Here is a 14,913-nt window from a genome sequence, read left to right on the forward strand (position 1 = left end):
GTGTGGCAACCGGCGCGGGGTACCCCGTCACGAGCCCCCGTGACATGCCCCACGCAACCGAACGCGGAAACTCGCGCCCTCGCCCGGGGCCGTGCTCACACTGACTTCTCCGCCGTGCGAAGCCACGATCGCGGCCACGATGGCCAGCCCCAACCCCGTGCCACCACCGTGGCTCCGGCTCCGCCCCGCGTCCGCGCGGTAGAAGCGCTCGAAGATCCGCTCGGCGTCCGCCGAAGCGAGCCCCGGTCCGCTGTCGGTCACGCTCAGCACGACGTCTTCGCCGTCCGCCCGCACACCGACCTCCACCGGAACGTCACCGGGCGTGTGCCGGAGCGCGTTGCCCACGAGGTTCGCCAGCACCTGGCGCAGCCGGTCCTCGTCGCCGCGCACGAGGAGCCCGCTCGTCTCCCCCAGCTTCAGCCGCACCGGCCGTTCGGGGGCGGCCGCCCGCGCGTCGGCCACCACGTCGACCGCGAGCACGCCGAGGTCGACGAGGTCGTCACGCCGCTCTCGTTGCTGGTCGAGACGGGCGAGGAGGAGGAGATCGTCGACGAGCAGCCCCATGCGCGCGGCTTCGTCCTCGATGCGCCGCAGCGGTTGCTCCGGATCGGTCGCCGCCCCCTGCCGGTAGAGCTCCGCGTAGCCGCGGATCGAGGTCAGCGGGGTGCGCAGCTCGTGGCTGGCGTCGGCGACGAACCGCCGCATCCGTTCCTCGGAGCGCCGCGCCGCCTCTTCCGACCGCTGCTGCGCGCGGAAGGAGTCCTCGATCCGCACGAGCATCGTGTTGAGCGCCGCGGCCAGCTCGCCGACCTCGGTGTTCTCCGGCCGCGCCGGAACCCTGCTGGACAGGTCGCCGTCGGCGATCCGGCGGGCGGTCTCCTGCACCTCGCCGAGCGGCCGCAGGCTCAGCCGGACCAGCGCCTGGCCGAGCGCGCCGAGCAGGGTGAGCACGATGCCGCCGATCGCCAGCAGCGTGATGGACAGCGCCTCGACCACGTCGTCCACATCGTCCAAAGTGGACGCCGTGATCAGGTGGCGGCCACCGTTGTCCTCCCGCAACAGGATTCGCCACCACTTACCGTCCTTTGTGGACGGAACGGTGACCAGTCCCCGCGTCCTGGGCAGCACCCCGCTGAGGACCGGGCTGCCCTGGAACTGCACATCGACCATCCGCAGCTCGCCGAGCACGCGCCCGGTGGCGTCGGTGGCCATGACCAGGAAGGTGCCCGGCAGCTGCGCGCGCGGACTCGCGGATGGCTGCCTGCCCGGCGGCTTCAGGTCGAGCCGGGTCACGTCGATCTCGGTGAGGCCGCGGTCGACCTGGGCGACCAGGTTGTTGCGCACCGCGGTGACCGCGAGCAGCCCCATCCCGACCATGCCGCCCGTCACCAGCACGGACAGGCCCACGACCAGCTGCGATCGCAGCGGAACGCGGTCGAGTCGGCCGCGGAACCAGCGGAACGGGCGCGTCACCGCGGCGGCTCGCGCAGCACGTAGCCGATCCCGCGCACGGTGTGGATCAGCCGCGGCTGCGTCGAGTCGACCTTCCTGCGCAGGTAGGAGATGTAGGACTCGACGACACCGGCCTCACCGTTGAAGTCGTAGCGCCACACCGCGTCCAGGATCGCGGCCTTCGACAGCACCCTGCCCGCGTTGCCGAGCAGGTAGTGCAGCAGCTTGAACTCCGTGGGCGACAACCGCACCGGTTCGCCCGCGCGCCGCACGACGTAGGCGTCCTCGTCGAGCTCCAGGTCGGCGCAGCGCAGCACCCGGCGCCGTTCCGGGCTCGCCCTGCGGCTGCGCCGGAGCACCGCGTGCACCCTGGCGATCACCTCTTCGAGGCTGAACGGCTTGGTGACGTAGTCGTCGCCGCCGAGGGTGAGCCCGGTGACCTTGTCCTCGGCACCGTCGCGCGCGGTCAGGAACAGCACCGGAACCCGGCCGCCGGTGGCGCGCAGCGCGCTGATCACCTCGAAGCCGCTCATGTCCGGCAGCATCACGTCCAGCACCACGAGATCGGGCCGGTCCAGCTCGGCGACGGCCAGCGCGTCGGCCCCGTCGGCGGCGGTGCGGACCCGGAAACCGGCGTAGCCGAGGCTGGCCGCGAGCAGGTCCCGGATGGCCGGCTCGTCGTCGACGACGAGCACGCGCACCCTGTCGTCCACGGCTTCAGTCGGTCAGCTCGACCGGTTCGAACTTGCCGCGCCTGGCCAGCAGCGCCTGCCGGACCCCGTCCAGCAGGAGCAACCCGGACGCCGTGCAGAGCGCCACCGACAGCAGCCACCACTGCCCCTGGTAGCGCTCCAGCTGGAACGGCGCACCGGTCTGCCTGGGGTACTCCATCGGCACGATCCCGCGCCGCCACGCCCAGACCGCGATGAGGACGAACACGACCGCGAGCACGACCTCCGCGCCGACGATCCACCACCGCTTGGGTTGGTGCAGGCGCGGTTCCCGGTGTTCGACCATGCCGCCTAGCCTCTCACGACGGCCGTTCCAGGAGCCGGATCAGGGCGTCCCGCAGGGCTTGCGCGTCGCGCGCCCACGCCAGCACCACCGCGCCGTCGTCGAGCCGGATCGGCAGCGCCGTCGTGCCCTTCGGCGCGCTCCACCCCCCGCCGAGCACCTTGGCCCCGACCGGCGCGCCCACGTCGGTGACCGCCGCGATCCGCTCCACCGGCAGGTCCTCCCGGCCCTGGCGCAACACGAACGGGGTCAGCGAGACCGCTCCGATCGCCCTCCGGGCGCGCACCCACACCGCCGCGGCGACGGTGAACGCGAGCGCGACGATCACCCACGTGCCCAGGCCCATCCCGCCGGGCCGCACCAGCTCCACGACATAGCCGACCAGGCAGAACGCCGGTCCCCAGAGCACCGGCCACCAGCTCGCCCCGTGCTCGGCGTAGAGCACGGGGGCGGGCTCGTCGAAGCCCGGCCGCATCAGCGCTGGTCGCGGACCGAGGCCAGCCAGTCCGTCGTGGGCTGCCGCCAGGTCAGCATCAGCGCGCCGGTGACCAGCACCAGGATCAGGACCAGCACGACGTTGAACGACCCGCCGGAGAGCAACAGGAACACGTGGAACACCGAGACCGCGATCAGCGCGACCCGCGTCCACGCGAGCCCCCTGCGCAGGAACAACGCCAGCACGATGTAGACAACGGCGAAGCCCAGCTGGAAGACGGTCTTCTGCCACAGCACGTTGTTCAGGAACTCGTCGACGGCCGTTTCCGGGACGATGCCGGAGTCGACCAGCGCCCTGCGGATCTTGGCCTGTTCGAACCAGGTGAGCAGCACTTCGAGGGTGCAGAAGGTCGCCAGCGCCAGCCACACGGCGACGGCGGTGCGCACGGGCTTCGCCGACGCTGCCGGGTCATTGTTCATGCTTGGGCCTCGCGAAGTAGCGGTTGGACGCGGGCACGTACAGCAGCACGATCACCGCGATGTTCACGGCGAAGGTGAGCAGGGCCAGCGGCCCCGGCGAGCTGAGCACCACGCCGTTGACGCTAGTCGTCATCCCGCCGAGCCCGAGCACCGCCACCACCGTGAGCACGATCCGCGCCCAGTTCCGCCCGCGCCGCATCATGATCGCGAAGGCGATCATCGCGCTGGCCACGACGACGATCACGACGACGGCCAGCGTGATCGTGATGTTGACCGAGGAGCGCACGAATTCCTCCTGGCGCTCCGGCGCGACCATGTTGAGCCGCCGGACGGTCTCGGCGAAGCCCACCATCATGTCCTCGCGCAAGGCGATGAAGAACGCCAGCGACGCGAACGCGCTGAGCGCGCTGACCAGGCTCAGCCGGAAGGCGAACTCGACGGTCTTCGGGCGCGGAACCTGCTGCGGCTCGGTCATCGGTGAAAGTTATGGCCAGACGATCAGAACTGTCCACGGAAACGCGAATTCTCGAAATAGGCGTTGGCGGTGGGCATGACCATCAGCACCGTCGCGAAGACGGACAGCCCGACCATGCTCATGCCGTACCAGTCGGTGTCGACCCAGAACGCCGACACCGCGGAGATCGCGGTCAGCCCGATCAGCACCGCGCGCGCCCACCCGCGCCCCGCCAGCATCCGCAACGCGAACCACACGTAGGCGGCGGCCAGCGCGAGCACGACCACGCAGACCACGCCGATGACGATCCCGGCGCCGAACCGGACCATGCCCGCGTCGAGCAGCAGCGTGTCCCCGCGCAGCACCGCGCCCGCCCGCTCCTCGTCCAGGGCCTCGTCGGTGAGCAGGTGGCGGTCGGCGAGCACGAGCGGGATCAGCACGACCTCCAGGGCCGCGGCGGCGATCCACGCCCAGAACGAGATCAGCACCTCGCGCGGGCGCACCGGTGCGGGCGGGCTGTCGTCGATCTCCGGAGCCCGCGGCAGCGGGTCGGGTGCACTGGTCACACTCCCGACATCCGCCCCGCACGGCGCCCCGTTACCCAAGTCCCTCGACCGGGTAGCTCAGAGCGGGGGCGACGGGCGCCGCGGCATGCGCAGCGGCCCCATCTTCGCGAAGTACTCCCGCGACTCCCGCTTGAACATCAGGGCGAGCGCGGTGGCGTCGAGGCCGAGGATGGCCAGCCCGAAGATCACGTCCAGCGTCGTCACCTGGAGCCCGGCCGTGGCCGCGGCGCCGCCCGCGATCCCGGCGAGCCCGAGCACGCCGAGGAACACGCTGATCACGCCGAAGGCGACCAGCAGCATGCGCGCCCACGGGTACCCGGCCAGCATCCGCGCGGCCAGCCACGCGTAGACCGCCACGAACCCCAGCGACAGCGCCAGCCCGAAGAACACCGAGGCGGAGGCGGCCGCGTCGATCTGGTCGATCGTCAGCTCCGGGCGCATCGCCTGGAGCTGGTTCATGATCGCTTCGCGATCGGCGAGCTTGGTCGTTGAGCGGGCCAGGCTGACCACGGTGCTGGCGATCCAGAGCACCCTGGCCAGCTGCAACGGCTGCGGCGCCGGGGCGGGGGTCACCCCTGGTTCAGCCACTGCGCCGCTTCCGCTGCCCAGTAGGTGAGGATGACGTCCGCGCCCGCGCGCCGGATCGAGGTCAGCGTCTCCAGCACGGCGGGCTTCCGGTCGATCCAGCCGTTGGCGGCGGCCGCCTCGACCATCGCGTACTCACCGGAGATCTGGTACGCCGCAACGGGAACGTCGGAGACCTCGGCGATCGCGCGGATCACGTCGAGGTAGGCCAGCGCGGGCTTGACCATCACCAGGTCGGCGCCCTCGGCGAGGTCGAGCTGCACCTCGCGCAGCGCCTCGCGGACGTTGGCCCCGTCCTGCTGGTAGGTCTTGCGGTCGCCCTTGAGCTGCGATTCCACCGCCTCGCGGAACGGGCCGTAGAACGCCGAGGAGTACTTGGCGGAGTACGCCAGGATGCCGGTGTCGAGCAGGCCCGCGCGGTCGAGCGCCTCGCGGATGATGCCGACCTGGCCGTCCATCATCCCGCTCGGCCCGATCAGGTGAGCACCGGATTCGGCCTGGGCGACGGCCATCTCGCCGTAGATGCTCAGCGTGGCGTCGTTGTCCACCGAGCCGTCCGGGGCCAGCACGCCGCAGTGCCCGTGGTCGGTGAACTCGTCAAGGCAGCAGTCGGACATGAGCACGGTGGCGTCGCCGACCTCCGCGCGGACGTCGCGCAGCGCCACGTTGAGGATGCCGTCGGGGTCGATGCCGCCGGAGCCGGTGGCGTCGCGCTTCTCCGGGACGCCGAAGAGCATCAGCCCGCCGACCCCCGCCTCGACCGCCTCGGCGGCGGCCTTGCGCAGCGAGTCACGGGTGTGCTGGAAGACGCCGGGCATGGAGCGGATCGCGACCGGCTCGCGGGCGCCTTCCTTGACGAACATCGGCAGCACGAGCTGGCGGGGCTCGACGGTGGTCTCTGCGACCAGCCTGCGGATCGCCGGGTTGCGGCGCAGTCGACGCGGGCGGTGTGTTGGGAACACTGGCTGTACTCCCCTTCGACCTTCTCAACGGTCGGCTCGGTTGTACCCAATGTGGCATTCGTTACGTCTGACGGAACAAATGCCACATTGGGTACAACACCGAACCGGTCAGCGGCGGGCGCGCTTGGTCTTGCGCGGGGGCGGCAGCGCACCCTCCGCGCGGAGCCGGTTGGCGTGCTCGGCGAGCGCGTCGACCAGCGCGGGCACCTGGGCGAGCTCCGGCTGCACGTCCACGCGCAGGCCGAACTCCTTGGCGGTCTCGGCCGTCTGCGGGCCGATGCACGCCACCAGGGTGCGGGCGTGCGGCTTGCCCGCGATGCCCACCAGGTTGCGGACGGTGGAGGACGAGGTGAAGCACACCGCGTCGAACCCACCGGTCTTGATCATCTCGCGGGTCTCGGCGGGCGGCGGGGCCGCGCGCACGGTGCGGTACGCGGTGACGTCGTCGATCTCCCAGCCGCGCTCGCGCATCCCGGCCGCCAGGGTCTCGGTGGCGATGTCCGCCCTCGGCAGCAGCACCCGGTCCACCGGGTCCAGGATGTCGTCGTGCGGCGGGAACTCGGCGAGCAGGCCCTCGCTGGACTGCTCCCCGGAGGGCACCAACTCGGGGATGATACCGAAGGAGCGCACCTTCGCCGCCGTGGCCTCGCCGATGCAGGCGATCTTCACGCCGGAGAACGCGCGGGCGTCCAGGCCGAACTCGGCGAACTTCTCCCACACCGCGCGCACCGCGTTGGTCGAGGTGAACACCACCCACTGGTAGCGGCCGTCGACCAGGCCCTTGACCGCGCGCTCCATCTGCGCGGGGCTGCGCGGCGGCTCCACCGAGATCGTCGGCACCTCGACCGGGATGGCGCCGTGCGACCGGAGGCGGTCGCTCATCGCGCCGGCCTGTTCCTTGGTGCGGGGCACCAGGACCCGCCAGCCGTAGAGCGCCCGCGACTCCCACCAGGACAGCTTCGCCCGGTTCGCGACGGCACCGCCGACGGTCACCACCAGCGGGCCGTTCAGCTCACCGGCGTCGCTGGCCAGCGAGGCCAGCGCGGTGTCGATGGTCTTCTGCGCGCAGGAGGTGCCCTCGGTGGTCACCGAGACCGGTGTCTGCGGCGCGAGGCCCTGCTCCACCAGCGAGGACGCCGTCTCCGCCAGGTGGCTGGCCGCGGCGTGCAGCACCAGCGTGCCGGGCGCCCCGGCCAGCGCGGACCAGTCCACACTGCCGCGGACGTCGGCCTCGGTGTGCGCGGAGCCGAGCGCGACACCCGCGTAGGCGGGCACCGCTGTCCCCGCGGCCACACCGGGCACCACGTCGAAGGCGACGGTGGACCTGGCCACGGCGGTGGCCTCCTCGACCACGGCGTCCGCGGTCAGCGGGTCACCGGCGACGAGGCGGACCACCGAGCGGCCGTTGCGGGCCTCGGTCACCAGGTCCTTGGCCACGTCGGCCGGATCGCCGACCGCGGGTCGGACCTCGGCCGTCCCTGGCACCAGGGCGGCGACCTCCACCGGCACGTCCGGGTCGGTCACCACGAGTTCGGCCCTGGTGAGCAGCTCCTGGGCCCGGACGGTCAGCAGACCGAGATCACCAGGTCCGGAACCGACGAAGGCAACCCGTCCTGGGGTCTTGCGAGCGCGGGTCATCAGGCAATCCCCATTCCCATTCACTCCCCTGGGCCGCTGAGCACCGCGGCCCCGAGGTCGAGCAGTTCCTCGGCCACCGCGCGGCCGAGCTGCTCAGCAGCTGTCGTGTTTCCGATGGCCGAGGCGCGCAGCATGTCTCCGTGCGGAGTCGCAGCCACTCCCCGCAACGACAGGCGCAACACCGTGCGCCCGTCGTCGTCGAGGTCCTCGACCACATCGGCCAGTGCGCCGACAGGAGCGCTGCAGCCCGCCTCCAACCTGGCGAGCATCGAGCGCTCCGCGGTAACCGCGGCACGACTGGCCTCATCGTCCAATGTGGACCGGATCAGGTGTTCCACATCGACGTCGTCGATCCGGCACTCCACCGCCAGCGCGCCCTGGGCGGGCGCGGGCAGCATCTGCAACGGGTCCAGCGTCTCGCTGATCTCGTCCAGCCTGCCGAGCCGGGCGAGCCCGGCCCTGGCGAGCACCACGGCGTCCAGCTCACCGGAGCTGACCTTGCCGAGCCGGGTGTCCACGTTGCCGCGCAACGGGACCACGGTCAGCCCGAGGCCGAGGGCCTCCAGCTGGGCGGCCCGCCGCGGCGATCCCGTTCCGACGGTCGAGCCCGGGAGGAGCTCGCCGAGGGTCAGGTTGTCCCTTGCGCACAACGCGTCCCGCGGGTCCTCGCGCTGAGGCACCGCGGCCAGCACGAGCCGGGGGTCCGGCGCGGTCGGCAGGTCCTTGTAGGAGTGCACGGCCACGTCGATCTCGTTCGCCGCCAGCGCGTCGCGCAGCGCCGAGGTGAACACCCCGATCCCGATCTCCGCGATCGGAGCGCTCGACCGGTCGCCCGGGGTGCTCACGATCACCGTCTCGATCTCGGCGCCCGCACGTTCCAGCGCCGCGGCGACCATGCCGGTCTGCGCCAGAGCGAGCGCGCTCCCGCGCGTCCCGATCCGCAGTCTCGGCTTCACCGGATATCACCGTCCTGTTCGGACTGTCCATTATGGATAAAAGGGTCCATGGCACCGACCGCCGCGACGGCCTGCTGGTCGAGCGCGAACAGCTCGCGCAGCGCGTCGGCGTAGTCGGAGCCGCCCGGCGCGGAGGCCAGCTGCTTCACCCGCACGGTCGGGGTGTGCAGCAGCTTGTCCACCACGCGGCGCACCGTCTGCGACAGCTCGTCGCGCACCTCCGGCGCCAGCTCCGGCAGCCGCGAGGACAGCCGCAGCAGCTCGGCGTCGACCACCTCGGCGGCCCGCCTGCGCAGCGCGGTCACGGTCGGGGTCACCGCGGCGGAGCGCTGCGCGGCCAGGTAGGCGCGCACCTCCTCCGCGACGAGCTCGGTGGCCAGCCGGGTGTCCGCACCCGCCTCGGCGTCGCTGAGCCGGGCCTGCAGGCTCTCCAGGTCCACCACGCGCACCCCGGGCACCTCGGCGGCGGCCGGGTCGATGTCGCGGGGCAGGCCGAGGTCGCAGAGCACGATGTCGCGGCTGGCGCCCGCCAGCATGCCCGCGTCGATGACCACCTCGGTGGCGCCGGTGCACGCGAACACCACGTCCGCCGTCGCCAGCTCGACGTCCAGCTCCGCGAGGCCGGTGGCGCGCGCGGGCACGCCCTCGGCGGCGATGATCTCCGCCAGCCGCTGCCCGTTGGCCGGGGTGCGGTTGGCCACGACGATCTCCGCGACGCCCGCCCGGCGCAGGTGCGCGGCGGCCAGGCCGCCCATCGCCCCGGAGCCGACGATCAGCGCGCGGCGGCCGGACAGCGTGCCCAGCACGGCGGCGGCGTCGGCGAGGGCCTCGGTGACCAGCGAGGCGCCCGCGTGGTCGATGCCGGTCTCGCTGTGCACCCGCTTGCCGACCCGCAGTGCCTGCTGGACCAGCTCGTGCAGCACCTTGCCGACGGTCCCGGCCTGGTTGGCCTCGCCGTAGGCGGAGCGCAGCTGGCCGAGGATCTGGGCCTCGCCGACCACCATGGAGTCCAGCCCGGAGGCGACCCGGAACAGGTGCTCGACGGCGCGCGCCGCGTAGTGCACGTACAGGTGCGCCGACAGCTGGCCGACGTCGGTTCCCGCCTGGCGGGCGAGCACTCCGGAGACGTCGGCGAGGCCACCGTGGAAGGCGTCGACGACGGCGTAGACCTCGACGCGGTTGCAGGTGGCCAGCAGCACGGCCTCGGAGACGTTGGGGCAGCGCAGCAGCTCGTCGAGCAGTTTCCCGGCCTCGTCCCCGGACACCGCGGCGCGTTCCAGGACGCGGACGGGCGCGGTGCGGTGCGAGAGCCCCACGGCGAGCAGGGTCATCGGCCGACCACCGCCTCGCCGACGCCGGGCCGGGTGCCGTCCACGGTCACCTCGGCCAGCGCCTCGTCGGCGCGGCGGGCGACGTGGAAGGAGAGGATCTGCATCTCCACCGCCAGGTCCACCTTGCGCACCTCGACGTGGTCGGGGACCCCGAGAACCACGGGTGCGAAGTTCAGGATGCATTGCACGCCGCCGGAGACCAAACGATCGCAAACATCCTGAGCCACCGAGGGCGGCGTCGCGATCACGCCGATGTTGACCTCGCGTTCGCGGCAGATCGCTTCGATGTCGTCGATGTGCTCCACCGGAATACCGCCGACCGGAACGCCCATCAGGTCGGAATCGACGTCGAAAAGCGCGGCGACCGGGAAGCCCCTGCTCGGGAATCCGCCGTAGTTCGCCAGCGCGTGGCCGAGGTTTCCGATACCGACCACCGCGACGCTGTGCTTGCGGGTCAGGCCGAGAATGCGCTCGATCTCACTGATCAGCACGTCCACGTCGTAGCCGACGCCGCGGGTGCCGTAGGAGCCGACGTAGGAGAGGTCCTTGCGCAGCTTCGCCGAGTTCACCCCGGCCGCGGCGGCCAGCTCCTCGCTGGAGATCGTGCTGACGCCCTCCTCGGCCATGCCGGAGAGAACGCGCAGGTAGACGGCGAGACGGGCGACGGCGGCCTCGGGGATGGCCCTGGCGCGCTCACGGGCGGCGGGCACATCGCGGGCGGAGACATCGGTGACGGCGGCGGGCGGCTGGTCCCCGTTGTGCCCCTGGTCCCGCTGCGCCGCCACGCTGCTCTCCCTCGCCTGCTTTTCTGAAATGGGTCGCTCGGCTGCTGACGTCCGCGAAGGTGGGGTCTTCCGCTCTCCGGCCGCAACGGCGACATCCACACGGTAGCCGCTTGTGAACGCAGGCACAAAGTCGTGGCCGAGCGACGTAACCAGCCGCACAATACCCGGTCAAACGCAGGTCGCGGACCACTCGCGGCGGCGGCGGGCATTCGGAGCAGCACGGTCGGCCTATCACCCGAACAGGTATTTCGATGCCCGAAACATGGTTTTCCGCCGGAACTCAGGCTAGCGCGGCCCGCAGCCGCGCCTCCTCCACCTTCCAGTACCCGTGCTCCCGGCCGTCGACCAGGATCACCGGGACCCGGTCCCCGTACTCGGCGCGCAGCTCCCGGTCGGTGTCCACGTCCACCTCGGACCACGGAACGCCCAGCTCACCGCAGATCCGGGCCAGCTCGCCCTTGGCGATCTCGCACGGGTGGCAGCCCACCCGGCTCATCAGCGTCACTTCGTGGGCCGTCACTTCGCGGGACATACTGCCCATCATCCCTTGAGGAGCGACCGCCCGATCACCATGCGCTGGATCTGGTTGGTGCCCTCGACGATCTGCAGCACCTTCGCCTCGCGCATGTAGCGCTCCACCGGGTAGTCCTCGACGTACCCGGCGCCGCCGAGCACCTGGACCATGTCCGTGGTCACCTTCATGCACATGTCGGTGGAGATCAGCTTCGCCATGGCGGCCTGGGTGGCGTAGGACTGCCCGGCGTCCTTGCGGCGAGCGGCGGCCAGGTAGAGCTGCCGCGCGGCCTCGATGCCCGCGGCCGCGTCGGCGAGCATGAACGAGACGCCCTGGAACTCCCCGATCGCCCTGCCGAACGCCGTCCGCTCCCTGGCGTAGGCGACCGCCACGTCCAGCGCGGCCTGCGCGACACCCACGGCGCACGCGGAGATGCCCAGCCTGCCCGCGTCCAGCGCCTCCAGCGCGATCTTCAGGCCCTCGCCCTCGATGCCGATGCGCCGCTCCGCGGGCAGCTCCGCGCCCTCGAAGATCACCTGCGCGGTGAGCGAGGACCTCATGCCCATCTTGCGCTCGGGCCGCGACACCGAGATCCCCGGAGTGTCCGCGTCCACCAGGAACGCCGTGATCCCCTTCGGGCCGTCGTCGCCGGTGCGCGCCAGCAACGTGTAGAAGTCCGCCGCGCCCGCGTGCGTGATCCACGCCTTGGTGCCCTGCACGGTGTAGATGCCGTGCTGGTCGGCCTTCGCGCTCGTGCGCAACGCCGCCGCGTCGGACCCGCTGTGCGGCTCGGACAGGCAGTACGCGCCCAGCTTCTCCCCGCCCAGCAACGACGGCAGCCAGCGCTCGCGCTGTTCGTCCGTGCCGAAGTTCGCCAGCGCGTGGCAGGACAGCGTGTGCACGCTCACCCCGAGCCCGACCGCGAGCCAGGCCCGCGCCAGCTCCTCGACGACCTGGAGGTAGACCTCGTAGGGCTGCTCCCCCCCGTCGTAGCGCTCCGGGTACGGCAGCCCGAGCAGCCCCGACCGCCCCAGCGTGCGGAACACCTCGCGCGGGAACTCGCCCGTCGCCTCGGCCTCCGCCGCCCTCGGTGCCAGTTCGCGGTTGGCCAGCTCACGGGTGAGCGCGAGGAGCTCGGCGGCTTCCTCGGTCGGCAGCTGGCGTTCGATCACGGGCGCGCTCATCGCGGCGGTCCTCCACGCGGGTGTTCAGAACTCTGACCATCCGATTGTGGGGCCACCGATACTAGGAAGTCCAACTATTCCGTCGCGCAGCCGACCCACTCATCATCCGCAACGTGGTTGAAGCGTCTTCAAGTACCGCGAACCCCCAAGTTGATCACCACTAACCACACCAAACCCCCCGCCCGGCAGCTCGCCGAGGCGGGGGGGTTGGTGGCGGTTAACGATGATCGAGCGGGGGGTCGGGGGTACTTGAAGACCGGCGAACCCGGGTCAGGAGTCGCGGAGCTTGCGCCGCGCGAGCTTGCCGGTGGCGGTGTGCGGCAGCGCGTCGACGAACTCGACCCGCGTCGGCACCTTGAACTTGGCCAGCCGCTCCGCGCAGTGGGCGAGCACCCTGTCCTCGCTCAGGTCGCTGTCGCCGGAGCGGATGATCACGACCTTGACGGCCTCGCCGGTGTTCTCGTCCGGAACGCCGACAGCGGCCGATTCGCGCACCCCGGCCAGCTCGGCGAGCACGGACTCCACCTCGTGCGGGTACACGTTGAAGCCGTTCACGATGATCAGATCGCCCGCGCGGTCCACCAGGTGCAGGTCGCCGTCGGAGTCGAAGTAGCCGACATCACCGGTGCGGAACCACCCGTCGGCGTCGGGACCGTCCGCGCCGTCCGGCCAGTAGCCGGTCAGCAGGTTCGCCCCGCGCGCGGCCACCAGGCCGGTGCTCTCGGCGTCCTCGCCCATCTCGAAGCCGTCCGGCAGCGCCTCGCCATCGGAGTCGACCAGCCGGACCTCGACGCCGGGCAGCGCCTGGCCGACCGAGCCCGGCTTGATCCGGCCGGTGCCCAGGGTGGTGGTCAGCACCGGCCCCGTCTCGGTCAGGCCGTAACCCTCGTAGATGTCGAGCCCGGTGATCTCACGCATGCTCCGCAGCGCCTCGAAGTCCAGGGGCGCGGCGCCGGAGGTGAACACCCGGACCGTGGCCAGCCGCTCGCGCAGCACCTCGGCGGGCTGGCGCAGCAGCACGGTGTACATCGGCGGGACGCCGACGAGCGTGGTCACGCGGTGGTTCTCGATGGCGTCCAGCGCGGCGTCGGCGTCGAAGCGCGCAAGCAGCACGCCGGTGCCTCCGCTGGCGCAGACCTGGAACAGGCCGGGCCCGAGGCCGTAGACGTGGAACAGCGGCAGCGCCAGCAGCACGCGGTCGGCCGCGGTCACCGGCGAAGGACGCAGCGCGGAGCACTGCTTCGTGTTGGCCAGCAGCGCGCGGTGGGACAGCATCACGCCGCGCGGCGAGCCGGAAGTGCCTGAGGTGTACGCGAGCACGGCCAGGTCCTCGCCGCCGCGCACGGAGTCCCCTGGCGTGAAGGAAGTGTCCAGCGCGGGCACGTCCTCGGAGTCGATCACCGTGCGCGCGCCGCAGTCGGCGAGCACCCGCTCAAGCTCGCGCTGCGAGACACCGGGACCGATCGGCACGACCGCGCAGCCCGCGCGAAGCGCACCGAGCACGGCGACGCAGAACGGCAGCCCGGTCGGCAGCTTCAACGCGATCCGGTCACCGGGCTGGGCGCCGTCCGCCCGCAGCCGCGCGGCCTCGGCGCTCACTGCGGAATCCAGCTCGCCCCAGGTCAGCGTGCGCCCGTCAGCCGCGTCGATCAGCGCTGGATGGGCCGCGCCCCGCTGGGCGGCCGCGCGCACCAGATCGGCGACGTTGACGACGGCGGACATGCGCGACCTCCTACTGGGCGATCCGGGTGACCCAAAAGCGGATTACCCGGGACGGGAAGTCTGTCATGGGTGTGCTACGTCACGCATCCGCCCGGCGTGCGTCACCCCGTCAGTGGCACCGACCACTACCTACCGGCGAGTAGTAAGACGTATGCTTCGCCGAACCGGCCGTCCTCACGCAGCGGAGCAAGGGAGCGGCGGATGACCCAACCACTGGGCCGGCCCTGCTCAGGGCTCGCCCCGACAACGAGAGCGACACTGCGCCCGATACCGAGCAGTCCAGTGCCGAGCACCGACGTGTGGCAGCTCGTCGACGCGGCGCAGGACGGCGACGTCGAGGCATTCGGCGAGCTCTACGACCGCTACGTCGACGTGGTCTACCGCTACGTGCTGTTCCGGCTCGGCGACCGCGCGCTCGCCGAGGACGTGACCAGCGAGACGTTCCTGCGCGCCCTGCGCCGCATCGGTTCCGTCAGCTACCAGGGCCGCGACGTGGGCGCCTGGTTCATCACGATCGCCCGCAACCTGGTGCTCGACCACGTGAAGTCCAGCAGGTACCGCTTCGAGGTGCCGACCGCGGAGCTCGGCGAGACCCGCGAGGAGCACGCGGGCCCTGAGCAGTCCGTCGTCCGCGACGCCACCAACGCCGAGGTGCTGCGCTGCGTCCAGCAGCTCAACTCCGACCAGCGCGAATGCATCGTGCTGCGGTTCCTGCACGGCCTGTCGGTCGCCGAGACCGCCGAGGCGATGGGCCGCAACGAGGGCGCGGTCAAGGCGTTGCAGCACCGGGCGGTGCGCAAGCTCGCCGAGCTGTTGCCCAAGAGCCTGCGCTGAA

Annotated in this window: 17 protein-coding genes; 1 reads left to right on the forward strand and 16 read right to left on the reverse strand. The window is 71.7% G+C overall.

Going from position 1 to position 14,913, the window contains the following annotated elements:
• Window positions 1-27: 27 nt before the first annotated feature.
• From NLX83_RS06965 to NLX83_RS07040, 16 genes are all read right to left on the reverse strand, one after another.
• Window positions 28-1,473, reverse strand: coding sequence for a sensor histidine kinase (locus tag NLX83_RS06965; RefSeq protein WP_254234009.1), 1,446 nt, complete (start codon window positions 1,471-1,473; stop codon window positions 28-30).
• A complete protein-coding gene (locus NLX83_RS06970; protein WP_254234010.1) occupies window positions 1,470-2,165 on the reverse strand; it encodes a response regulator transcription factor in 696 nt (231 codons plus the stop codon). Before NLX83_RS06970 ends, NLX83_RS06965 begins: the two co-directional genes overlap by 4 nt.
• Before the next feature lie 4 nt (window positions 2,166-2,169).
• Window positions 2,170-2,469, reverse strand: a complete 300-nt coding sequence (locus tag NLX83_RS06975) for a hypothetical protein (protein ID WP_254234011.1) — start codon at window positions 2,467-2,469, stop codon at window positions 2,170-2,172.
• Between the two features lie 13 nt (window positions 2,470-2,482).
• Window positions 2,483-2,941: a hypothetical protein gene (locus NLX83_RS06980; RefSeq protein WP_254234012.1), complete on the reverse strand. Its 459-nt coding sequence runs from the start codon at window positions 2,939-2,941 to the stop codon at window positions 2,483-2,485.
• Window positions 2,941-3,381: a hypothetical protein gene (locus tag NLX83_RS06985; protein WP_254234013.1), complete on the reverse strand. Its 441-nt coding sequence runs from the start codon at window positions 3,379-3,381 to the stop codon at window positions 2,941-2,943. Before NLX83_RS06985 ends, NLX83_RS06980 begins: the two co-directional genes overlap by 1 nt.
• On the reverse strand, window positions 3,371-3,856 hold the full coding sequence (locus NLX83_RS06990; protein ID WP_254234014.1) for a hypothetical protein: 486 nt from the start codon (window positions 3,854-3,856) through the stop codon (window positions 3,371-3,373). The genes NLX83_RS06985 and NLX83_RS06990 overlap by 11 nt, the downstream gene beginning before the upstream one ends.
• 23 nt (window positions 3,857-3,879) lie before the next feature.
• Complete coding sequence (locus NLX83_RS06995; protein WP_254234015.1) at window positions 3,880-4,401, reverse strand: hypothetical protein; 522 nt, start codon at window positions 4,399-4,401, stop codon at window positions 3,880-3,882.
• 57 nt (window positions 4,402-4,458) lie between these two features.
• Complete coding sequence (locus NLX83_RS07000) at window positions 4,459-4,989, reverse strand: hypothetical protein (protein ID WP_254234016.1); 531 nt, start codon at window positions 4,987-4,989, stop codon at window positions 4,459-4,461.
• Window positions 4,971-5,948, reverse strand: a complete 978-nt coding sequence (gene hemB / locus NLX83_RS07005; protein WP_254234017.1) for a porphobilinogen synthase — start codon at window positions 5,946-5,948, stop codon at window positions 4,971-4,973. Before hemB ends, NLX83_RS07000 begins: the two co-directional genes overlap by 19 nt.
• A 108-nt stretch (window positions 5,949-6,056) precedes the next feature.
• On the reverse strand, window positions 6,057-7,586 hold the full coding sequence (locus NLX83_RS07010; RefSeq protein WP_254234018.1) for a uroporphyrinogen-III synthase: 1,530 nt from the start codon (window positions 7,584-7,586) through the stop codon (window positions 6,057-6,059).
• A 20-nt stretch (window positions 7,587-7,606) separates the two neighbouring features.
• Window positions 7,607-8,542 (reverse strand): hydroxymethylbilane synthase, encoded by a 936-nt coding sequence (gene hemC, locus NLX83_RS07015; protein ID WP_254234019.1) that lies wholly within the window; start codon window positions 8,540-8,542, stop codon window positions 7,607-7,609.
• Entirely contained in the window at window positions 8,539-9,873 is a 1,335-nt protein-coding gene (locus NLX83_RS07020) for a glutamyl-tRNA reductase (protein ID WP_254234020.1), read from the reverse strand. Before NLX83_RS07020 ends, hemC begins: the two co-directional genes overlap by 4 nt.
• Window positions 9,870-10,583: a redox-sensing transcriptional repressor Rex gene (locus tag NLX83_RS07025; protein ID WP_254236117.1), complete on the reverse strand. Its 714-nt coding sequence runs from the start codon at window positions 10,581-10,583 to the stop codon at window positions 9,870-9,872. The genes NLX83_RS07020 and NLX83_RS07025 overlap by 4 nt, the downstream gene beginning before the upstream one ends.
• 355 nt (window positions 10,584-10,938) lie before the next feature.
• On the reverse strand, window positions 10,939-11,190 hold the full coding sequence (locus NLX83_RS07030) for a glutaredoxin family protein (RefSeq protein WP_254234021.1): 252 nt from the start codon (window positions 11,188-11,190) through the stop codon (window positions 10,939-10,941).
• Between the two features lie 8 nt (window positions 11,191-11,198).
• Window positions 11,199-12,356: an acyl-CoA dehydrogenase family protein gene (locus NLX83_RS07035; protein ID WP_254234022.1), complete on the reverse strand. Its 1,158-nt coding sequence runs from the start codon at window positions 12,354-12,356 to the stop codon at window positions 11,199-11,201.
• Between the two features lie 270 nt (window positions 12,357-12,626).
• Window positions 12,627-14,078, reverse strand: a complete 1,452-nt coding sequence (locus NLX83_RS07040) for an AMP-binding protein (protein WP_254234023.1) — start codon at window positions 14,076-14,078, stop codon at window positions 12,627-12,629.
• A 201-nt stretch (window positions 14,079-14,279) separates the two neighbouring features.
• Here NLX83_RS07040 and NLX83_RS07045 point away from each other — a divergent pair, with 201 nt between their 5' ends.
• Window positions 14,280-14,912 carry a sigma-70 family RNA polymerase sigma factor gene (locus NLX83_RS07045; protein WP_256563004.1) on the forward strand — a complete coding sequence of 211 codons (633 nt, stop codon included), beginning with the start codon at window positions 14,280-14,282 and terminating at the stop codon, window positions 14,910-14,912.
• Window position 14,913: the final 1 nt, after the last annotated feature.

The organism is Allokutzneria sp. A3M-2-11 16 (genome assembly GCF_024213555.1).
Classification (GTDB): domain Bacteria; phylum Actinomycetota; class Actinomycetes; order Mycobacteriales; family Pseudonocardiaceae; genus Allokutzneria.